This is a genomic window from bacterium (assembly GCA_035559435.1).
Lineage (GTDB): Bacteria > Zixibacteria > MSB-5A5 > WJJR01 > WJJR01 > JACQFV01.
This window is the reverse complement of record DATMBC010000103.1, coordinates 132,084-153,484: the sequence shown is the minus strand read 5'-3', so window position 1 is coordinate 153,484 and position 21,401 is coordinate 132,084. Positions and strand designations below refer to the sequence as shown.

Annotated in this window: 21 protein-coding genes; 1 reads left to right on the top strand and 20 read right to left on the bottom strand. The window is 64.0% G+C overall.

The window, feature by feature from the left end:
* Nucleotides 1-15 precede the first annotated feature (15 nt).
* A complete protein-coding gene (locus tag VNN55_12230; protein HWO58324.1) occupies nucleotides 16-732 on the bottom strand; it encodes an ABC transporter permease in 717 nt (238 codons plus the stop codon).
* A gap of 6 nt (nucleotides 733-738) precedes the next feature.
* Complete coding sequence (locus VNN55_12225) at nucleotides 739-1,656, bottom strand: ATP-binding cassette domain-containing protein (protein ID HWO58323.1); 918 nt, start codon at nucleotides 1,654-1,656, stop codon at nucleotides 739-741.
* 371 nt (nucleotides 1,657-2,027) lie between these two features.
* On the opposite strand from VNN55_12225, the gene VNN55_12220 reads away from it, so the two are divergent.
* Nucleotides 2,028-3,305 carry a hypothetical protein gene (locus VNN55_12220; GenBank protein HWO58322.1) on the top strand — a complete coding sequence of 426 codons (1,278 nt, stop codon included), beginning with the start codon at nucleotides 2,028-2,030 and terminating at the stop codon, nucleotides 3,303-3,305.
* 78 nt (nucleotides 3,306-3,383) lie between these two features.
* Here VNN55_12220 and VNN55_12215 read toward each other — a convergent pair whose 3' ends face one another.
* The 18 genes from VNN55_12215 to VNN55_12130 all read right to left on the bottom strand — a co-directional run bounded on the left by VNN55_12215 (nucleotide 3,384) and on the right by VNN55_12130 (nucleotide 21,225).
* On the bottom strand, nucleotides 3,384-4,010 hold the full coding sequence (locus VNN55_12215; protein ID HWO58321.1) for an OmpA family protein: 627 nt from the start codon (nucleotides 4,008-4,010) through the stop codon (nucleotides 3,384-3,386).
* A gap of 190 nt (nucleotides 4,011-4,200) precedes the next feature.
* Nucleotides 4,201-4,992 carry a hypothetical protein gene (locus tag VNN55_12210; GenBank protein ID HWO58320.1) on the bottom strand — a complete coding sequence of 264 codons (792 nt, stop codon included), beginning with the start codon at nucleotides 4,990-4,992 and terminating at the stop codon, nucleotides 4,201-4,203.
* Nucleotides 4,992-5,678, bottom strand: a complete 687-nt coding sequence (locus VNN55_12205) for a site-2 protease family protein (protein HWO58319.1) — start codon at nucleotides 5,676-5,678, stop codon at nucleotides 4,992-4,994. The genes VNN55_12210 and VNN55_12205 overlap by 1 nt, the downstream gene beginning before the upstream one ends.
* Before the next feature lie 108 nt (nucleotides 5,679-5,786).
* Nucleotides 5,787-6,404 carry a DNA-3-methyladenine glycosylase gene (locus tag VNN55_12200; protein HWO58318.1) on the bottom strand — a complete coding sequence of 206 codons (618 nt, stop codon included), beginning with the start codon at nucleotides 6,402-6,404 and terminating at the stop codon, nucleotides 5,787-5,789.
* Between the two features lie 31 nt (nucleotides 6,405-6,435).
* Nucleotides 6,436-8,292 (bottom strand): excinuclease ABC subunit UvrC, encoded by a 1,857-nt coding sequence (gene uvrC / locus VNN55_12195; protein HWO58317.1) that lies wholly within the window; start codon nucleotides 8,290-8,292, stop codon nucleotides 6,436-6,438.
* 327 nt (nucleotides 8,293-8,619) lie between these two features.
* A complete protein-coding gene (locus VNN55_12190; protein ID HWO58316.1) occupies nucleotides 8,620-9,222 on the bottom strand; it encodes an NlpC/P60 family protein in 603 nt (200 codons plus the stop codon).
* A gap of 27 nt (nucleotides 9,223-9,249) precedes the next feature.
* On the bottom strand, nucleotides 9,250-10,161 hold the full coding sequence (locus VNN55_12185; GenBank protein HWO58315.1) for a UbiA family prenyltransferase: 912 nt from the start codon (nucleotides 10,159-10,161) through the stop codon (nucleotides 9,250-9,252).
* Nucleotides 10,162-10,171: 10 nt separating this feature from the next.
* Complete coding sequence (locus tag VNN55_12180) at nucleotides 10,172-10,981, bottom strand: phosphatidate cytidylyltransferase (GenBank protein HWO58314.1); 810 nt, start codon at nucleotides 10,979-10,981, stop codon at nucleotides 10,172-10,174.
* 15 nt (nucleotides 10,982-10,996) lie between these two features.
* Nucleotides 10,997-11,794, bottom strand: a complete 798-nt coding sequence (locus VNN55_12175) for an isoprenyl transferase (protein ID HWO58313.1) — start codon at nucleotides 11,792-11,794, stop codon at nucleotides 10,997-10,999.
* Nucleotides 11,795-11,801: 7 nt separating this feature from the next.
* Nucleotides 11,802-12,368: a ribosome recycling factor gene (gene frr, locus VNN55_12170; protein ID HWO58312.1), complete on the bottom strand. Its 567-nt coding sequence runs from the start codon at nucleotides 12,366-12,368 to the stop codon at nucleotides 11,802-11,804.
* Between the two features lie 152 nt (nucleotides 12,369-12,520).
* Complete coding sequence (pyrH, locus tag VNN55_12165; protein HWO58311.1) at nucleotides 12,521-13,264, bottom strand: UMP kinase; 744 nt, start codon at nucleotides 13,262-13,264, stop codon at nucleotides 12,521-12,523.
* A 96-nt stretch (nucleotides 13,265-13,360) separates the two neighbouring features.
* On the bottom strand, nucleotides 13,361-13,954 hold the full coding sequence (gene tsf / locus VNN55_12160; GenBank protein HWO58310.1) for a translation elongation factor Ts: 594 nt from the start codon (nucleotides 13,952-13,954) through the stop codon (nucleotides 13,361-13,363).
* A gap of 41 nt (nucleotides 13,955-13,995) precedes the next feature.
* Complete coding sequence (gene rpsB / locus VNN55_12155; GenBank protein ID HWO58309.1) at nucleotides 13,996-14,778, bottom strand: 30S ribosomal protein S2; 783 nt, start codon at nucleotides 14,776-14,778, stop codon at nucleotides 13,996-13,998.
* A gap of 166 nt (nucleotides 14,779-14,944) precedes the next feature.
* Nucleotides 14,945-15,337, bottom strand: coding sequence for a 30S ribosomal protein S9 (gene rpsI / locus VNN55_12150; GenBank protein HWO58308.1), 393 nt, complete (start codon nucleotides 15,335-15,337; stop codon nucleotides 14,945-14,947).
* Nucleotides 15,338-15,368: 31 nt separating this feature from the next.
* Nucleotides 15,369-15,800, bottom strand: coding sequence for a 50S ribosomal protein L13 (rplM, locus tag VNN55_12145; GenBank protein HWO58307.1), 432 nt, complete (start codon nucleotides 15,798-15,800; stop codon nucleotides 15,369-15,371).
* A gap of 335 nt (nucleotides 15,801-16,135) precedes the next feature.
* A complete protein-coding gene (locus VNN55_12140) occupies nucleotides 16,136-16,717 on the bottom strand; it encodes a hypothetical protein (GenBank protein ID HWO58306.1) in 582 nt (193 codons plus the stop codon).
* A 669-nt stretch (nucleotides 16,718-17,386) separates the two neighbouring features.
* Nucleotides 17,387-18,208 carry an alpha/beta hydrolase gene (locus VNN55_12135; GenBank protein ID HWO58305.1) on the bottom strand — a complete coding sequence of 274 codons (822 nt, stop codon included), beginning with the start codon at nucleotides 18,206-18,208 and terminating at the stop codon, nucleotides 17,387-17,389.
* A gap of 131 nt (nucleotides 18,209-18,339) precedes the next feature.
* Nucleotides 18,340-21,225: a S8 family serine peptidase gene (locus tag VNN55_12130; protein HWO58304.1), complete on the bottom strand. Its 2,886-nt coding sequence runs from the start codon at nucleotides 21,223-21,225 to the stop codon at nucleotides 18,340-18,342.
* Between the last annotated feature and the right edge of the window lie 176 nt (nucleotides 21,226-21,401).

The window sequence follows — 21,401 nt, the reverse complement described above, 5'->3', positions numbered from 1 at the left end:
GAGCCATTCCACCGCTTAGCGCCAGCGGCGCGATTCGAGCGTGCGCACGGCCAGATAGAGAAAGACCGTGATCACCGACGCGAAATAGATCACGTCACGCGTGTCGATGATGCCGCGCGCGATGTTGTCCAGATGATAGGTGATCGACAGGTACTCCAGGATCGACGCGATCGCGCCGGGGAAGAAGATGACCACCTTGTCGAGCATGTAGAACACGAAGATCAGCACAAAGCCGGTGATGAACGCGACAATCTGGTTTTGCGTGAGCCCCGAGGTAAACATGCCGATGGCGAGGTAACTGGCGCCCATCATCAGCAACCCCAGATACCCGCCGACGATCGCGCCGCCGTCGGGGTCGCCGAGCGTGGCGATGGTCATCGGATACGCGAACGTGAGCAGCAGCGCCACCGCCAGCAGGATGAACGCGGCGAGGAACTTGCCGAGCACGATCTCCACATCCCGCACCGGCAGCGTGACCAACAGTTCGAGCGTCCCGCTTTTCTTCTCCTCGGCGATCAACCGCATGGTGATGGCGGGAACAAAAAAGAGGAAGGCCAGCGGGACCACGGTGCTGAACAGGTCGCGCAGTTCGGCCTGGCCGACGAGGAACAACCCGGCCGAAAAGAACCAGCCCGCGATCAACAAGAACAGGGTCAGGATGACATAGGCCACCGGCGAGTTAAAGAAGCTCTTCAACTCCTTGACCGTGAATGTCCAGGTGTTCGTCATCATGGCGTCTTACCCGGCGGTCAGTTCGCGGAAGACATCTTCGAGACGCACGCTCTCGCGGCGCATCTCCAAAAGTACCCAGTCGCGTTCCTTAACCATGGTGAAGACCGACTCGCGCAGGTCGCGTCCGCCGGCCGATTCAATCACAAAGCGGCCGTTGCTGTCGGGGGCGACACGGGCCGCGCCCGGGAGTTTTTCCAGCGCCGCGCGGACCTCGCCGGCCGGGCCCTTGATCTCGACCCAGAGACGCTCCTGCCCCTGTGAGGCGGCGCGCAGCGACGACGGCGAACCGTCGGCGACGATCTTCCCGCGGTTAATGATCAGCACCCGGTCGCAGGCCTGCTCGACTTCCGAAAGGATGTGCGTGCAGAGGATGAGCGTTTTGGCGCGGCCCAGTTCCTTGATCAGCGCGCGGATTTCAACGATCTGGTTGGGGTCCAACCCCACGGTCGGCTCATCGAGGATCAGGATTTCCGGTTCATGGATGATCGCCTGCGCCAGCCCGACGCGTTGCCGGTACCCCTTGGACAGTTCGCCGATGTCCTTGCGCACCACTTCACCCAGGCCGCAGAGTTCGACCATGCGGTCGTTGCGCCGCTTGTGCTCCGAGGCGGGAATGCCGCGCAGGCGCTGGACGAAGGTCAGGTAGTCCAGCACGTTCATTTCGGCATAGAGGGGATTGTTTTCGGGGAGGTAGCCGATTTTGCGGCGCACTTCGAGGGAGTGCTCCTCGGCGTCGAGTCCGTCGATCAACACCCGCCCCTCGGTCGGGGGCATAAAGCAGGTGATGATCTTCATCGTCGTGCTCTTGCCGGCGCCATTGGGGCCGAGAAAGCCCATGATCTGGCCGGTGGGCACGGTGAAGGAGATATGGTCGACGGCGCGGGTGGCGCCGTAGGTCTTGCTCAGATCCTGAACTTCAATCATAGGCCGCGATCGATCGATGACATTCAGATCCGATCCAAGTCCATCGAGTCGCTGAGTTTAATGCATTCGCCCGGTCCTGCCAAGCCCTTTTCACCGGAGACCTTACCGTCGTCGGCGGCCCGCCGGAGCCATTGCGGGCCGTCCTGTGCGGGAAACGAGCACCGGCAAGGACGCCTTTATACAGCCAAGCGCGACACGAGTTCAAAAAAATGTCAGCGACGGCAGGGACCGTCGGTCGCCCGTTGCCGCAGACACCAATACCGCAAGTCTGCTGTTTCGAAAGGCGGCGCCGGGTCCGATATTCTAAAAAGGTGTGCCGGGTACTGGTTGTCCGGTCCCACCGGAGTCCACTTGACGCAGGGGGAGCAATCATGACGTTGTTGCGCCGATCGCTGGTAACGCTGTGCCTGTTGCTCGGACCGCTGGGCGGTTACGCGCCGGGGCAGGATGATGTGGCCGCGGTGATTGACCAGCACTTGGATTCCCGTGGCGGGGATGATCGCATCCTTGGTTTGCAGGGATATGTGATGCGCGGGACGATTTCGCAGAACGGACGGGCCTATCCGCTGCAGATTCGCTGGAAGCGTCCCAACAAACTCCGCTTCGACATCGGCGTGGGCGACAACACGGTCGTGTCGGCCTACGACGGCCAGACGGTCTGGACCGTCGAGCCGGGGCCCTGGGGACGACAGGCGGCCGGCGTGATGCCCGGACTGCGCGAGTGGTTCATGCGCCAGGCCGATTTCGAGGGACCGCTCATCAATTCCAGCAAGAAGGGCATCGCGGTCACACCGGACAAGTCAACCTGGAGCCCCGCCGCCGGCTACCTGTTCCGCATCGACCGCGGCACGGGCGTCACCGACGAGTTGTTCGTCGATCCCAACCTGCGCCAAGTGGCGCGCGAAGTCCTTTACCTCGGCCCCCCCGGTTTTCAGCACCGGGTCGAGCAGCGCTACAGCAAGTTCCGCCGCATTCAGGGCTTTTCCTTCCCGCACCGGATCGAGCGACTGGTGGATGACGGCTCCTTCGACGCGATGATCGACATCACCGAAGTCACCATCGTGCCGGCGGTCGACGATTCGCTGTTTGCCATGCCGGCGGTGCGTTCCGCCGCCGCCAGCGACACGCGTCTGGCCGACTTAAGCGATCTAACGCCGGTGCGCGAGCGGTTTGCCGCCGATGCCGGCATGGTGCGTCTGGTGGCGCTGCTGTCGCCAACCTCGGCGTCATCGCGCCAGGGGCTTCTGGAGGTGCAGGGAATCATGGACAGCATCCGCGACGAGCGGGTCAAAGCGTACATCATCTGGATGCCGGTGGTCGAAAGCGATGACCGTGCCGCCGCCGCGGCCCGCACCGCCGAATGCGCCGACGCCCGGTTCGCGTTCTTCTGGGATCCGAAGCTGGTCGCGGCGCAGCAATGGCAGGATGTCCTCGATTTGGGGTCGATGGGCTGGAATCTCTACCTCTTCCACGCCGGCGACGCGACCTGGGAGTCCGCCCCGCCGACGCCCGGCTTCTGGATGCATCAGGGGGTGGGCAAAAAGAACGCGCCGCTTCTGGACCGGGCGCAGGGTGTGGCCAAGATGCGCCAGTGGCTGGCGGCGGCCACCGACGATGGAAAGAAGTCGCCGAAGCATTCCGAACGTTAGTTTCGATCCGGATAAAGCCGACAAAAAGGCGGGGTGAGTCGCGCTCACCCCGCCTTCTCTATTGCCATCGCAGCGAGTCTACTTGGAATAGCCGAGGATGTCGATGGTCACCCGGCGGTCGGCCTCGCGCACATCCTCCGGCGCGGTGGCCGGATGCACCGCCGAGGAATTACCGAACGAGCGCACCGCCAGACGGCTGGAGTTGATCTTGTGCGTGTTGACGACATAGTCGCGGGCGGCCTCGGCGCGGCGCTGGCCGAGGACGATGTTGTACTCGGCGTTGCCCACCGCGTCGGCATAACCCGAGAACTCGGCGATCAGGTCCGGATCCGCTTTCAGGCGCTCGGCCACACGGTCCAGGACTTCGCGCGACTGCTGGCGCAGATCGGCGCGGTTGAAGGCGAAATAGATATTCTCAGTGAACAGGATTTCATGCTCCTTGCGGCAGCAGTCCAGCGCCTTCTGGGCGGTCATCATCGCCGAATCGGCCAATGATTCGTTGGCGGCCAGACGACGTTCCAGATCGGCGATCTTGCTGCGCAGGTCGGAGTCATCATAGGCCGCGGCCTTGGCCGCGTCGGCTCCGCCATCCTTCAGCATCACATCATCGCAGGGCACGCCCTCGCGCCAGGCGCAGTTGGACAGCAGCGGCATGGCCACCAGCAGGATCGCCAAGCTCGCCCAGATCAGTTTTCCCTTGAACATTGCTCCTCCTTGCTGGAGTCACTTTCTCATTGTCCACGATAGCAAACGCACCCCCCCAACTGCGAAGTGCGCTGTGTGCGTCAATCTATAGAGGCTATCGGCAACGCGCAACCCACATTCAAGTGCCCCTAAGCCTCAAAGTGGCAGCAAATTACGCCGTTCGCCGCGGTCGTCAAGCCCAATTTAGAAACTAATTTCGCGGCCGTTCCCACTCTGGTGGCGGCTGCAACGGGGTAAAGAACCGGTCCGGAATTGGAATATTATAGTCTTGTTTAAGCAGTTTCCATCGGTGCTCTCCCCCGTCGGCGACCCCTCTCAGCACCAGTCGATCCAACTGCCAGAACGGCGGACGATCGCGGTGGAAATTATCGAACCACACATCAGCGACCAGCACGCCGTCCTCGTTATCCGCGCGGGCGGCGACGCTGGCAGGGCCATTCTTGCCACGGTTCCACTTGATGGTCCAGTCGGTCCCGTCCGAGCGGGCGGTGAACCGGTCGGACTCGCCCACGCGGGTCAGATGGTCAACTTCGCGCGAACCACCCCAGCCGCCGCCAAACAGGTCGCGCCAGGGTCCCTCGAAGAATTCCGCCACGGGAAACTCATAGTCAATGAGGTTGGCCAGTTCGTCGGTGATGAAACGGCCATCGCGGTGGTTGACGAAGGTGAAGTCATCGCCGACCACTACGGCGGTGAAGGCGGGCATTCCGAAGGGGCCGGTCGCGATGATCCGATACTGCTCGGGCGCCTTGTAGGCAATCTCGAGGATGAACTCAGCGTGGGGTTCGACCCCGACCGCCCGCCAGCGCACCCGGTAGGTTGCTGTCTGGATGGCATCGCGGCGCTCGCGCAGACGCTCCAGCACCCGCGCCGCTTCATCCTCTCCGGACAGCACCTGCCCGCCGGCGCATCCCAGCCCGGCCAGACCGATCAGAAGCACAACGGAAGTGAAAAGCGAACGTATGGGCGAACGCAGTCCCATCAGGTCGTGTAGATGAGCGCGTAGAGGTACCCGATCGGCAGGCCGCTCAGGGCGTGGCAGAAGAAGTTCACCACCGGGCCGATCATCAACCAGATCGGCGAGAAACCGGCAAACATGCCGATGGCGATGATGCCGATTAAGATCATCGGCCCGACTTGCTCCAGATGCCAGAGGTGACGGTCCCACTCGCGCGGTGAGAGACCATACAGGATTTTCGAACCATCCAGCGGCGGCAGTGGAATCAGGTTGAAGAAGGCCAGCGAGAGATTCATGATCAACGCCATGCCGATGATGCGCCCCAGCGACGGCCAGAATCCCTCGGTCATCGATGATCCCCAGCCGTTGGCCAAAAGCAGGCGGATGCCGATGCCGCAGGCGATCGCCAGCAGGATGTTCGATGCCGGACCGGCCGCCGCGGTCAGGAACATCCCCTGCTTCTCATTCTGAAAATTGCGCGGATCGACCGGGACCGGCTTGGCCCAGCCGAATCGGAACTGCGAGATGATCAGCATCAACGTGCCGAAGAAATCCAGATGCGCGATCGGATTGAGCGTCAACCGTCCGAGCATGCGCGCGGTCGGGTCGCCCAGACGCCACGCCATCCAGGCGTGCGCCGCCTCGTGAAAGGTCAGCGAGAACAGCAGCGCCGGCAGAAAGATGAGCAAAAAGACGGGGTCGGTCAGCATCGTGAATCTCGCACAACAAGTCGCCGGCGGAGTTGTTCCCCGTCGGTGCGGGCATAATACCAACACACGCCCCGGGGGGCCAGAACAACACGCGCAAGGCAAGTTGGATTACCGCGATCGGGAACGCGCGGATTTGGCGCCCAGACGGTAGCGGGAGACCCAGGGATTGCTGGCCAGGTAGAATCGCCAGGGACGCTCGTGGCCTTCGTTCACACCGATACGTCCGCTGACCTCGATCGCCCCAACCGGGGCCGTGGGCGGCAGAACGCGGAACCGTTCGCCGTCCAAACGGGCGCCATTGTCAGCGCCGGTGATGCCGAAGGCGGCGGTCAGTTTGCCGGGGCCGTTGGTGAGATCGAAGTCGCGGTCGACCCGACGACGCCGACGCATCAGTGCGATCCCTGCAAGCGGCTCGATCCCGCGGATCAGCACCGCCGCCGGAAATCCCGCGCGTTCGGTGACGAAGTTGAGCATCCAGTGGTTGCCGTAGGTGAAGTAAACGTAGGCATGTCCCGGCGGCCCGTACATCACACAGTTGCGCGGCGTCATGCCGCGGTGCGCATGGCAGGCCGGGTCTTCCTCGCCGACGTAGGCCTCGACTTCCACCAGCCGTCCGGCACACTCCGAGCGGCCGTTGCGGACCCATAGCTCGCACCCCAACAGTTCCCGCGCCACGGTCAGCGTCGGCCGGTCATAGAAAGACGACGGGAGGGGCTTGGGAGCCATGGGGCGAAGGTGCCGTGCGGGAATGCAGGGATCAATCATCTTCCAAGGGCGACGTGACCGGCCCGGTGACGCCGTCCGGATGGAAGTGCCGCCAGACGGTTTCGGCGGTTTTTTTGTCGATGCCGGTTTTTTCGCGGAGGTCGTCGACGGTCGCTTGCGCGATCGCCTCGACCGTCCCGAGGGCCGAAAGCAACGCGCGGCGGCGGGCGGGGCCGACACCGGCGATGTTGTCCAGTTCGGATTGGATCACGCGCTTCTTGCGGCGTTCGCGCTGGAAGGTGACGGCGAAGCGATGGGCTTCATCGCGCACACGCTGCAACAGCCGCAGCGACGGCGACGAGCGCGGAATCGACAACATCGGCCCGGCGGGCAGGACCACCTGCTCGAGCCGTTTGGCCAGACCGATCACAGGCACATCGCTGATGTTGAGCGCTTCCAACGCGCGCAGCGCCGCCGACAGTTGACCTGCGCCGCCGTCGATCAGCACCAGATCGGGGAACTCCTTGCCCTCCTCGACCAGATCGGAGAACCAGCGGGTGACCAGTTCGCCGATCATGGCGAAATCGTTGCGGCCGATCACAGTCTTGATCTTGAAATGGCGGTACTCGCGCTTGAGCGGCTTGCCGTCGCGGAAAAAGACCAGCGACCCGACCGGATCGGTCTCGCCGAGGTTGGAGACATCGAAGGCGCCGATGGTGCGTGGCGGCACCGCCAGGCGCAGGTCCTTCTGCAGTTGGTAGACCCCTTCGGGGATGCGCACCGCCGCGGCGGCCTTCTGCGTGAGCATCTCGTTGAGCGCCAGACGGGCGTTCGTGACCGCCATCTCCAGCAACGCCAGCCGTTCGCCGCGCTGCGGCACGATCAGACGCACTGCCCGTTTGCGGTCGCGTGAGAGCCACTCCCCGATCAGGTCCTCCTCGGACGGATGGAAGGGCAGGTAGACCTCATCGGGAATCGAGGGCGAGTGCAGGTAGTATTGCTTGATGAAGGCGGCGAGGATGTCGCCCTCGTCGTCATCGGGTTCGGCGGCCAGTTGGTAGTTCTGCCGGCCGATCAGCATCCCTTCGCGCACCTGGAGCGCCACCGCCGCGACCACCTTCTCGGAGCGGGCCAGGGCAATGATGTCGCGGTCGGCCTGGTCATCGTCGACCACCTTCTGCTTCTGGCGCACCGATTCGACCGCGCGCAATTTGTCGCGCCACTCGGCCGCCTCCTCGAAACGCATCGCCTCGGCCGCCTCGTTCATCTGCGCGGTCATCTGTTCGATGAGCCGCCCCTCCTTCCCTTCCAGAAACAGGCAGGCGGAATCGATCAGCGCCCTGTAGGCGGCGGCGGAGATCTTGTCCTCGCAGGGGCCGGGGCAGCGTTTGATGAAGTAGTCGAGACAGACACGGTACTCGCGCCGGGTCGGCGAGGGAATGATCAGGTTGCAGGAACGAATCTGGAAGACCCGGCCCAGCGTCTTGATCGTCTGGCGCATCCCCTTGACGTTGGTGTAGGGCCCGAAATAGCGCGCGCCGTCTTTGCGCATCCGCCGCACCACCAGCATGCGCGGGAAGGGCTCGTTGGTCGTGACTTTGATATAGGGGTAGCGTTTATCGTCCTTGAGACTGACGTTGTAGCGCGGCTTGTGCTCCTTGACCAGATTGGCCTCGAGGATGAGCGCCTCGATTTCCGAATCGGTCGAGAGGATGTCGAAATCGGCCACCCGTTCCAACAGGCGCAGGGTGCGCGGGTGGGTAGGTCCGGCCTCGCGGAAGTAGGAACGCACCCGGTTGCGTAGGTTCTTGGCCTTGCCGACATAAAGGATCTCCCCGTCGGCGTCCTTGAACATGTAGACCCCGGGACGGTCGGGCAGGGTGTCGAGCTTGTCGGCCAGGTTTGCCATGGTGTCTAATCTACGTGCGACCAGCGCAAATCGATAGAGGCGACCGCGGTGCCAGCGCGGCGAATCAGCGCACAGCATCGGTCACCCCCGACAGCCCCTACCCTGTCACCCTGAGCGAAGCGAAGGGGCTGCTGTCCAGCCCCACGGCGAAAAAGCAGATGCTTCGCTGCGCTCAGTATGACAATAGCTCGCGGATCGCGACGAGTCTGCTGTAACAGATGTCACCAACGGAGCCTCGAAGGGACGGAACAAAATAGCCCACGGCTTAAGCCCTGGGCTGGACGCGCCGGACCAGATATTGCCCCGGGAAGGATGGGACGGCGTTAGTTATTCGCCGGTGTGCAGCAACGGGGCGACACGGCGCGCGCCACGGTAGGCGTCGCGGTAGATCGCCTCGTCGAGCGAGGAGATGACCACGCCGCTGGATTCGGAGGCGTGGACGAAACGGTTGTCGCCGAGGTAGACGCCCACGTGCGACGGGCCACGCGACGAACCAAAGGTGAAGAAGACCAGATCGCCGATCTGGAGTTCGTCGTCGACCACAGCCTCGGGCAGGCGGTAGAGCCCGCGGGTGTTCTCCGGCAGTTCGGTGCCGTCGTAGTCGCGGTAGATCGCCGTCACCAGATTGGAACAATCGATGCCGCGCAGGTTGTCGCCGCCGCGCTTGTAGGGAGTGCCGAGGTAGGTGTCGACAATCCGCCGAAAGAGCCGGGCATCGATGGTGGTCGGCGTGGCGGCGCGGCGCTGGTTACGGCGCGCGCGAGGCGATTCGACCGCCGGCTCCCGGTCGGCATCGCTGCCGTCATCGTCGAGATCGGCGCGTGGCGCGGGCGGCGCGCCCGATCCATTATAGATTGGATATGGTGAACATGACACGACCACCAGCCACGCAAAGGCCGCCGCGAACAGACCCATCTTGTAACGAGACATGAGTTCCCTGCCCCCTCTCGTTCTCGCTTATGGAAAAGTGGGGTAGGCGATGCCAAAGCGCCAGCGGAAAAACAGGCGGGTGCCGATGAAGCCGGCCACCAGCAGGGCCAGATAAAACGGATAGGCGATGACTGCCGAAACCGAGAGGGCGGCCACCGCCGCCTTGGCGGCTGTGGCGGCGCCGCCGGACTTGACGATTCCGCGCAGGAAAAACGGCCAGGCCGCCGCGCCGGCGAAGGCCAGATAACGATCGCCGATTCTCGCCGCCACCACAACCGCCAGCGTCACCAGGATCGCCGCAATGATCATGGTGGCGCGTGCGCCCCATCGGACGGCGAAGGTGCGCTTGCCGGTGGCGGCATCGCCGTCGCAGTCGGGCACAGTGGTCGCCAGATAGACCGCGCCGACCGCCAGTGTGTACGCCAACGCGCCCATCCAGCTACCCATCCAGGGCCGTCCGGCAAACACAGAACCGAGTACATAGACCGCCGCGCCGTGTCCGATGCCGTTGGCGATCAAGGCCAGATAGGGACGGTTCTTCCATGCCCGACGGCCGACCGAATAGACAATCCCCAGCGCCATAATCAGGCCAGTGATGGCCAGATAGGGCCAGCCGAACGGGAGGGCAAGCGCCAGCGCGACCAGATCAAGCGCAGCGGTGAACACGCCGGCGGCGCGCGGCGAGATGAGGCCTTCCGGCAGGAAGAAGAGCTTGCGATTGAGACGGTCGGATTCGATGTCGCAGATCTGGTTGAGCGTGTAGACGCCGCCGAAGAGCGCGGCCAACTGCACGAAGAACAGAGCCCACCGAAGCGGCGGGAGAGTGGCATCGGCGGGTGTCGGGAGTGTGCCGAGCAGCGCGATGGTCCAGACCGGCGGCAGCAGGACCGGGCGGAGGAAGAACAGGTAGTCGAGCGGTGTATGACGGCCCCCGATCATGCCGTCTCCCTCATCGCGGCCACAGCGACAACAGCAGGTGCAGACAGGGCGCGGCCATCATCGCCGAATCGAAGCGGTCGAGCACGCCGCCGTGGCCGGGAATCAGATGCGAAGAGTCCTTCTCCCCCGCGGCGCGTTTGAGCACTGACTCGAAGAGGTCGCCGATCTGACCAACGATGCCGATCACAAGCGAGGCGGCGACCAGCAACCCGGACGGCGCATCCATCCAGCCGCCGGCGACAAAGCCGAGGCCGACCGCCAGCGAGGCGATCACCTGCGCGACGCTGCCGGCGATGGTCTTCTTCGGGGAGACCAGCGGCGCCAGCTTCGCCTTGCCCAGCCAGACACCGAACAAATACGCCGCGGTGTCGCCGATCCAGAGGTTGGCGAAAAGCAGGATCAACCACCAGAATCCCTGTCCATCGGCATTGGCGCGCAACGCCAGGAGCGCACCCAGCCCCACGCCGATCCAGGCCACGGTGGCGATCTGCGCCGCGATCCCGCCGGCCAATTGCAGGATGTCGGAGGCGCGGAACGCCGGAATGGCCGCCATCAAGACCGTCGCCGTCAGCCAGGCCGGCCAACTCCAGTTTGTCCACAAATCACCAGCAAGCCACGGCACCAGGAGCACCAGCAGGAGGCAGGGCCAAAGCGGGTATGGCGCGCCGGCCTTCTTCGCCAGACGTTGCGCTTCGCTGGTGCCAAGCAGCGCCAGGAGCGCGACCAATCCGCGCAGCCAATGGCCGCCCTGATAAAAGACCCACAGCAGGGCGGGAATCGCGACAATCGCGACGGCAAGACGAGTGAGGAAGGAGCGCATCGGCCCGGCGCCCGCCTACCGTGTCGGCCGGACACGCCCAAAGCGCCGCTCGCGCCGCTGAAAATCGAGCACGGCGCGGAAGAAATCATCGCGCGTGAAGTCGGGCCAGAACGTGTCGGTGATATACAACTCGGTGTAGGAGGTCTGCCAGAGCAGGAAATTGGAGAGCCGGTATTCGCCCGAGGTGCGGATCAGCAGGTCGGGATCGGGCAGCCCGTTGGTCTGCAGGTGCATCTTGAACAGCGATTCGTCGATCTGGTCGGGGGTGATCTCGCCGGCGTGCACCTTGGCGGCGATACGCTTGACCGCCTGCAGGATTTCGGTACGGCCGCCGTAGTTGAGCGCCAGATTGAGCACCAGCCCGGTGTTGTTGCGGGTGCGCTCGATGGCGTCGAGCACCGCCTCGCGCTTGGTCGCCGGGAGACCGTCGATGTCGCCGGTGGTGATGATGCGAACGTTGTTCTCGGCGATTTCGCGCAGTTCCTTTTTCGTGGTCTCGTAAAGCAGGCGCATGATCGCCGAAATCTCGCGCTTGGGCCGTCCCCAGTTCTCAACCGAGAAGGCAAAGAGGGTGAGCGCGGCGATGTTGGCCTCGTCGGCGGCCATGACGACGCGTTTGACGGCGGCGACGCCGGCGCGGTGGCCGGCTGAGCGCGGCAGACCGCGCCGCTGCGCCCAGCGGCCGTTGCCGTCCATGATGATGGCGACATGGCGCGGCGGCGGATTGGCGGCGCGGCGCACCTGATCGAGCAGATCGGGGGCGTCGCCGCGGCCGGCGGCCGCCTTGCGGGCGCGGGAGAGAATCGACGGCATCCCGACGCTATACCTCCATGATCTCCGCCTCTTTGGCGGCGACCAGTTTGTCGACTTCGGCGATAAAGGCGTCGGTGAACTTCTGGATTTCATCGTGGATCTTTTTGTGCTCGTCCTCGGTGATCTCCTTGTTCTTTTCCGCCTTCTTCAGATGATCATTGGCGTCGCGGCGAATGTTGCGGATCGCCACCTTGCCCTCTTCCGCGTGCTTTTTGACCAGTCTGACCAGATCGCGGCGCCGGTCCTCGTTGAGCGGCGGGATGGGCACGCGCACCAAGTTGCCGTCGACGAGGGGATTGAGGCCCAGCTCGGCCTTCTGGATGCCCTTGATGATCTCCGCGGTCATGTTCTTTTCCCAGGGCTGGATCACCAACATCCGCGGCTCGGGGGCCGAGACGGTCCCCACCTGGTTGAGCGGCACCTGGTTGCCGTAGTAGGTGACGCGCACCGAATCCAGAAGCGACACCGTGGCTTTGCCGCTGCGGATGGTGGAAAGTTCGCGGCGTGTGGCTTCCACAGTCTTGTGCATGCGGTCACGGGCGTCCGCCTTGATCGTTTCCGCAGGTCCGGCCATGTCAATGTCCTCCGCTCGGCTTACGCTGGTTGCCCCATTGAGACGACAGACAGAAAATTAAGTTGCGCTCCCGGTCCGGTCGCAAGTCAAATCCCGGCCGCGCCGGGCCGGGCTGTCCCCACTCCCCTTGTACGGAGAATCCCGCGGCGGGATCATCCGGGCAGGACGGTGGTGCCGATCTTTTCCCCGGTGGCGACCCGCAGCAGGTTGCCATCATGGGTCAAATCGAAGACAATGACCGGAATGTTGTTGTCCATGCACATCGACAGCGCGGTCGCGTCCATGATCTTGAGCTTGCGCGCCAGCGCCTCGGAAAACTGGAGAGATTCGAACTTGGTCGCGCGTTTGTCCTTCATCGGATCGGCGGAGTAAACCCCGTCCACTTTGGTCCCCTTCAGGATGACATCGGCGCCGATCTCCAGCGCGCGGAGGGCGGCGGCCGTGTCGGTGGTGAAATACGGGTGCCCGGTGCCGGCCGCCAGAATGATCACCCGTCCCTTCTCCAGATGACGGACCGCCCGGCGGCGGATGTAGGGCTCTCCCAGGGAGGCCATCGGGATGGCGGTCATGACACGGGTGTGGATGTCGATTTTCTCCAGCGCGTCCTGCAGGGCCAGCGCGTTGATCACGGTGCCCAGCATGCCCATCTGGTCGGCGGTGGCCCGGTCCATCCCTTTGGCCGCCGAGGCAACCCCGCGGTAGATGTTGCCGCCGCCGATCACCAGCGCGCACTCGATGCCCCGGCGGTGCACATCGCCCACCTGCCCGGCGATGTCGCCCAAGACACCCAGGTCAATCCCCCACCCGGGGGCGCCGGCCAGGATTTCGCCGGAAAGCTTGATCAGGATCCGTTTGAATGGCCCATCGACGGGCTTTGGGGAGGGCTGAGTCGACATGGCGGGAAGATCGGTCAGCGACGGCCCGCACGCCAGAGGCAAAGCAAAGCCCCCGTCCGCCCCGGTCGGGGGCGAACGGGGGCAGGATTCGGCCGCTTACTCGCCCAGACGGTAGCGCACGAAGCGCTTGACGGTGATGTTCTCGCCCAGCTTGCTGATCAGACCCTGCACCAGGGCGTTGATGGTCAGCTCGGGCTGCTTGACGAAGGCCTGCTCCATCAGACACACCTCGCCGAAGTACTTCTCCATCTTCCCTTCGACGATCTTGTCGACGATTTTCTCCGGCTTGCCTTCGTTGATCACCTGTTGGCGGAAGATCTTGCGTTCGGCTTCGACGGCGGCCGGGTCGAGGTCTTCGCGGCGAACGGCGACCGGATTGGCCGCGGCCACCTGCATGGCGATGTCCTTGGCCAGACCCTTGAACTCATCGGTGCGCGCGACGAAATCGGTCTCGCAGTTGATCTCCAGAAGCACGCCGAGCTTGTCGCCAGGGTGGATATAGGCGTAGATCAGGCCTTCCTTGGTGGCGCGTCCGGCCTTGGTCGCGGCCTTGGCCAGCCCGCGCTCGCGCAGATAGTTGACGGCCTTCTCGGTGTCGCCGCCGGTTTCGGTCAGCGCCTTTTTGCACTCCATCATCCCCGCGCCGGTGCGTTCCCGCAGGGCCATGACATCCTGAGCAGATATCGACATGGTTGTTCCTTTGTTCGTTGCGTCGGGTCCAAAAGATCGAATTACGCTTCCTCTTCGGCTTCGGGTTCCTTGCTCCAGGCCTCTTCGATCACGGCGCCGGCGGCGACCGCCTTGCCGCCGTCGGTGTCGGCCGCGTCCTTGCGACGCCCGCCGGTCGCCTCGAAGATCGAGGTGGCGATGGCGCTGGTGATCAGGCGGATCGACTTGATCGCGTCGTCATTGCCGGCGATCGGGAAGTCGATCGGGTCGGGATCGCAGTTGGTGTCGACAATCGCCACGATCGGGATGCCGAGCTTTTCGGCTTCGGCGACGGCGATGCGTTCCTTGCGGGTGTCGACCACGTAGATCAGGCCGGGCAGACGGCCCATGTCCTTGATGCCACCCAAAATCTCCTCGAGACGCTCCATCTCGCGGTCAAGCTTGAGCCGTTCCTTCTTGGTCAGCTTCTCGAAGGTGCCGTCGGCCTTCATCGCCTCCAGATCGCGCAGGCGCTTAATCGACTGGCGGATGGTGGCGAAGTTGGTCAGCATGCCGCCCAGCCAGCGCTCAGTCACATAGAACTGGTTGCAGCGCTGCGACTCGCTTTGAATCACTTCCTTGGCCTGCTTCTTGGTGCCGACGAACAGAATCGGACGGCCCTCGGCGGCCACCTCGCTGACCTTGCGGCAGGCGGCCTCCAACGACTTGAGCGTCTTGCGCAGATCGACGATGTAGATGCCGTTGCGGGCGCCGAAGATGAAAGGCTTCATCTTCGGGTTCCAGCGCTTGGTCTGGTGACCAAAATGCACGCCGGCGTCGAGCAGATCCTTGAGGGATACGTTCACTTCCGCCTCACTGGGTTTTGTGTTTCCGCCTCCACCCGCGTCCTCACGGCGCCGACGGACCTTGTGGTCCGACCCCGGGCCGCTCCGCGGGTGTGTGTCAAAAGCCCTCCGCCACGGCAGAGGGCTTTCGTGTTATCCGATCAACCAGTTCACTCCGAGCCAATGCCTAGCGCTTGGAGTACTGGAAGCGTTTCCGCGCCTTCGCCTGACCGTACTTTTTGCGTTCCACCGCGCGGGCGTCGCGTTCGAGGAACCCGGCCTTCTTCAGCCGCGGGCGGTAGTCGGGGTTCATCATCTGCAACGCGCGCGAAATGCCCAGAAGCAGCGCGCCCGCCTGACCCGACTTGCCGCCGCCGTGCGCGAACCCGACGAAATCGACCTGCCCCATCGCCTCCACCAGTCGCAGCGGCTGCTCGATCAGCATGACCAGCGTCTCGCGGTGGAAATAGTCCTTCATGGGCAGGCCATTGACGATCATCTCGCCTTTGCCGGGACGCAGCCCGACCCGGACGGTGGCCTCTTTGCGACGGCCGATGGCCCAATAGGTTTGTTCCGCCAAAATGCCTCCAACCAATCGCGCCACGCGCGACTTAGTTCAACGTCAGCGCCTGCGGCTTCTGCGCCGCGTGCGGGTGTTCCGGTCCGGCGTAGACATGCAACTTGCCCATCAAGCGCCGTCCCAGACGGTTCTTCGGCAGCATCCCGCGCACCGCGCGACGGATCAGTTCTTCGGGGCGACGTTCGCGCAGATGCCCGACCGTCTCCCACTTCGCGCCGCCGGGATAACCGGAGTAGGTGAAGTATTCCTTCGTCGTCTCCTTGTCGCCGGTCGTGCGGATCTTGGCGGCGTTGACGACGATGACGAAATCGCCTGTGTCCAGATGCGGCGTGAACTGCGGCTTGTGCTTGCCGCGCAACACGCGCGCGATCCGGGCCGCGGCGCGCCCCAGCACCAGGTCCGTGGCATCCACGGTGTACCACTGCCGCTCGATCTGATCTGCTTTGGGTATGAACGTCTTCATTTCCGCCCTCTTCTGGCAAAAAAACAGACAACCAGTATACCCACACCCACCCAATCTGTCAAGTGCCCAATCGACTTGAACTTCCACCGCCAGTGCCCGGCGAAGTCCCCCGCGACGAGCAAGAAAGCCGGGCCGGTAACCCGCTGGGCGAAAAGGGGTAAGTGGGTCGGGTGCCCCGCAGCAAGTCCGTCAGAGGCGGACAAAGCTGTGGGGCACCCGGCAAAGCGGTGCGTGCAAAGAGCGCACGCACCCTACAGACTGCCGACTGGGCCATAGAGAGATTACGACGACGGAGGTGCACGCGCGGGTGTCGGATGATCGATTGCTCGAATCAACTAGGTAAGCAGTTCACGACAAGCATCGACGAGACCGTAGTACTTCAGGCTGTCGGCGACCCGGGCTTCTGGATGAACATACGAAACGATGAATCTCCCGGGGGCGTACTCCACGTACGGTATTCCTCTTCGCGTTTGTGACCATTGCTCCAGCAGGCTCTTATCCAACGCGATCTTGATTCCCCACGCAACAAGCGAACCGCAGCAGATTGCAACGTCTGGCTCATAGATGTGAAACTGTCGGGCAATCCTGACCGCGTGTGTGCGAACTGCTGTGGCGAAAGCATCGGGATCCGTGGTGTATCCTCCCGGCGATTTCTTAAGATTCATCGCGGCAATCGACAGGAGTGCTGTTCGTCGCACATCGGCGGAGAGATCCTCAATCTCCGACCATTGAAGATCTCGGCTCAGATTGCGGAGCCCAAGAGTCCATCTTGCGACGTTCTCCCACGTCTGCTTTCGATCAGCTCTTGCAATTACCTCTTGGCAGAGATCCCTCAGTCCACCTTCTCGATCGTTGGCCTCCTTAAGAAGAAACAGAAGTCTCGGACTACTGCCGGCATATGCCTGATGGTCAACCATGCCGTCGCGTACGAATTGCCCTTCCAGTCCAGACCACTCGGAAAAGAGGCTATCCTGGGCTTCTAAAATCGAAGTCATACCGCGTGGACCTTTCTGAGAAGTTGTTCCATTCGCTTGGGGGCGAAACTCCGGGGCAACCCCAAAGTCAGTTAAAGCTTGAACGGCTCGCTTTTTCTTACGCCCGGGTGCCCCACCGCAAGTCCGCCAGAGGCGGACTTGCTGTGAGTAACTCTCATTCACGCAATCAAAGCGGCATCGGGGCCACTGTCAACGGGACGTCCGTCGCCCCCCGATACGTATTGTAGCGCGTAGGGTGCGTACAAAGAACGTACGCACCGTCGTTCACCGCCATGGAAAGAGCAAAGCGGTGCGTGCAAAGAGCGCATCCACCCTACAGACTACAGACTGCACGGGAGCGTGTAGGGCTATCGCCATTCCAAATGTCCAGATGGGAATGCCGGAACCAAATCCGGGATCGGTTTCCCCTTCAGTCGATATGGGCGACGCACAATGAGTTGAGTACCTGTAGCCACCTCGATGAGATTAAGATCAAGTTGTTCGCGCCCATGGAAGGAGCAAAGCGGTCCGTGCCCTTCGCATTCGCTCAGGACAAGCAAAGAGCGCACGCGCCCTGCGGATTGCCTCCACCACTTTACTTCGGAAACGGCCCTACCGCGCCCTGAGGGCCGGGTCGGAAACTTGCTGGGCGAACAGGAGTAAGCGCGTGTAGAATTGCTCGCCGGCCACCTCGTAGATGCCGTTGTGGTCGGCTCCGGGGACGATCCAGAGTTGGCCCCGCTCGCCGGAGGCGTCGTACAGGTATTGCGAGTCCTCCACCGGGATCGTCAGATCGTCGCTGCCATGGATGAACAGGATCGGGCAGGTGAGATTGGGGACTGTGCCCTCGTTGTCGAAGCGGTAGGTCATAAACCAGTGCGCCGGCAGAAACGGCAACATGCGCCGCGCCATCACCCGCGCCGAGCGGAAGGTGGCCTCGGCAATGACGCCGGCGCAGGGCCGTCGATGGGCCAGCGCGATCGCCACCGCGCCTCCGATCGAATGCCCCCAGAGGACGATGCGCTCGGGGCCAACTCCGAGCGTGTCGATCATCATTCGGTAGATCGCATCGGCATCGTGGTAGACGTTGGTCTCGGTGGCGCGTCCCTTCGATTCCCCCGCGCCGCGGTAGTCGAAGGTCACGATCGCCAGCCCGGCGGCGGCGGCCCGGGCCAACAGGTCGCGGCGATCATCGAGATTGCCGGCGTTGCCGCAGAAGTAGAGGAAGACCGGTCCCTCGACCGGAATCTCGGTGCGCCAACCGGAAAGCCGGGTGCCGTCGGGACTTCGCAGGTGCAGGGCGGTGAAACCGGGCGGGGGTGGGGTCGGGCCGCGGCGGGGCACAAACGACATGTACGGCTCGGCCCAGACAACGAGGAGCTTCAGCGCCCCAAGCGCCAGCCCCACACCGATGATCCACCAGAGAATCGTCATCCGCCGTCGCGTAAACGCCCCCTCCGCATGGTACAACCAAGAAACGATCCGATGAAACCGGAAACGGCCACAAATGACAACGGGCGGACCCGCCAGTCCGCCCGTCGCTGAAACGTCCCATACCCCGAATCTCATTTGAGCAGGACCATGGCGCGCGCCTGCGATGCCCGGCCTTCGATCACCAGACGGGAGAAGTAGACGCCGGAGGCCAGCGCCCGGCCATTGTCGTCGCAGCCGTTCCAGAAAACCGGATACTGGCCGGGTGACATCGTCTCATCAACCAGCGTGCGCACCCGGCGTCCGAGCAGATCGATAATCTCCAGCCGCACTGCGCGGGCGCCATCGCCGGCCATCGCCACCGGGATCGTGGTGCCGGCGTTGAACGGATTGGGATAGTTCTGATCGAGACGGAAATCGGCGGGAACCACCGTGCCGCCCTGGTCGTCGCCGGCGTCGCTCATCTGCGCCCAGCGGAGATAGGCGTCGCGCGCCGCGGCGGAGAACGAGCCGGCCGTGGGGGCGCCGATCAGCGCGATGGCGACCACGATGCTGTCTCCCGGCGACAGATCGACCGCCGCGGTGGAGGCCACTGCGAGGAAATCGCCGCTGGACGACGGGGCGCTGGCCGTGCCCGAGAGCGCCGCGCGCTTCTGCAAATCGGTCAGGCCGGTTTTGACATCGTTGTTTTCGAAGAAGCGCAGACCACCGAACGCGCCGGACAGCGGCGCCACACCGGCGACGAATTCACCGGCCGGCGCCTGATGGAAAAAGCCGCCGCTGGCCGCGTCGAAGCCGACCCGCTCATCGATGATGCCGACCGAGGGCAGATCGAGATCAAACACCCAGCCAAGCTGGAAGCCGGGAATGGCGACGTCGCCGCGATTGTGGATCACCCAGGCGAGCGTGACCGCGTCCTGGTCGCCGGCGGCGTGGAACACCGGCGCCAACTGGCGAACCGTGATCCCCACCGGCGATGCGGCGTGCGAGTCATCGAACGCCGAGGCAGACAGGGGCGCGAAGTCGAAGCGCAGGGTGCCATCGGGCTGACGGGACGCGTCGGCCCAGCCGCCATCCCCCGACGAAGCGAACAGCGACGCCTCATAGAGGAGGTCGGCGGCGATCATCCCGGTGCGCCATCCCTCTCCCCCGGCGTTGAGCACCGAGCCGGCGCCGAGGCCGAGATGGCCGAGATTCGAAACGGTCAATGCCGAGACTCCCGCGGAGGCCGAGGTGACTACTGCGCCCTCGGGCAAGCCGACCATCACGCCGATGGTGTCGCGCCACCAGCCAAGCAGCGGCTCACCCGACGTCGAGACCTCGAACCAGGCGGTGTCGCCGGCCACCGATTGCGGCGAGACGGCGATGACAAACGGCGCGGAGGAATTGTCGACGCTGCCGCCGGCCGGCACGGTGCCGAGATAGGCGCTGCCGGCAAGCACCTGCGCGGAGCTGCACAGCGACGTCAGGTTCAAGGTCACGTTGCGCGCGTCGGCGGCATCGGCATGCACGGGGATGATCAAGTCAACCGTCTCGCCGAGCGCCGGGACGCCGTCGCCGGCCGGATCGAGCGCCACCGGACCGGTGGTGACCACGGGATAGTACGGCGAAGGCAGGGAGGCGAGCGCGGCTTCCAGATCGAGCAGGCCGTAGCCGGAGGCGTTGTCTTCCCCCGCGGGGCCGATGTCGCGCGCGGTGGTCAGCAGCGCGGTCTTGATTTCCTCGGGCGTCAGTTCGGGATTGAATTGGCGCAGGAGCGCGACCGCCGCGGCCACATGCGGCGCGGCCATCGAAGTGCCGTTGATCAATTTGTAAGTCTGTCCCTTGTAAGCCGAACGAATCGCGACACCGGGGGCGACAATTTCGGGCTTCTTGGCGCTGCCGTCGCAGGCCGAGGGACCGCGGCTGGAAAAGCCGGCGACGTCGAGCGTGGCGAGATTGGCGTCCACGGCTCCGACCGAAAACGACGCCGTTGGCGAGGTCGCCCGATCGGCGGGGTTGCGGATCGTCATGGCGTTGGGGCCTTCGTTGCCGGCGGCGAAGATGCATACCACTCCCATCGCCTCGGCGTTGTCGATCGCCTCAAAGAACATGGTGTTGCACGGGTTGATGATCTGCTGCGACACGCCCCAGGAATTGCAGACCACATCCGGGACATCGTGCATCGTCGCGGGATTGCCGTCGGGATCCACGACCCACTCCAGCGCGGCGAGAATGTCGGAAAAGGTCACCGACAGCGAGCGTCCGCGGTCAACCACCGCGGCGGAGATCCATTCGGCGTCGGGCGCCAGGCCGATGGTGTCGGCGCCTGCGCGCCCGACCATGATGCCCATGACGTGGGTGCCATGGCCGTTGTTGTCCATCGGCGCCGGGCCATTGAGCGGATCAAACCAGGACGCGGCGGTGTCGCCGTGCACGCCGCGCCAGCGATCCGAGAGGGCGGGATGAATGCCTTCGACGCCGGTGTCGATTGAAGCGACCAGACGGCCCTTGCCGGTCAGGCCACGCGCCCATAGCGTGCGCGCCCCGATCGCCGGCAGATTCGGCGCGGCGCCGGCGCTTGTCGCCACAGCATCGACGATCGACACCGGCTGCAACAGCTCAATGGTCGCATCCGGCGCAATCATGGTGACATCGTCGCGCTCCGCCAACGCCAGCAGCGCGTCGCGATCGAGACGAATCAGGGCGAGGTTGGCGATCCAGAAGCGGCGCACGACCGTGGCATTGCCGGTGATCGTCGGGATGGTCGCCGCCGCCGTGTGCAGGTGGGCGCTGACGCGCTGGTAACGATCGCGGAGACTGCCCGCGGAAGCCGCCAGAGAGTTCACGCGGGTCGAAGGGCGATCGGAAGATTCGAATCGGACGAGGACGTCGTAGGTCGCATCGCCGGCATCGGCCGCCAGTCGATCGAGCAGTTCGGGCGCGATCACCAACTGCTGACGAGCCGACAACACGGCGCCCTGCCCCGCGACGGCCGGGAGCAAAAACAGCAGGATTGCGAAAAGGGCTAGATACTTCATCACAACGGGGGTTACCGCAACCGCGATGCCACCATGAGCAATTTAGGGCCGAATTGCGGATTTGGAGCCGACTTTCTTCACTTCGTTAACGCGTTGCGGTCTTTGCGCTTAGTAGGGCTCGCCTCGCCCGGTCTTCAGTCTTGACCGTGCAACACGCCAACGGCGGTGTGAACGAC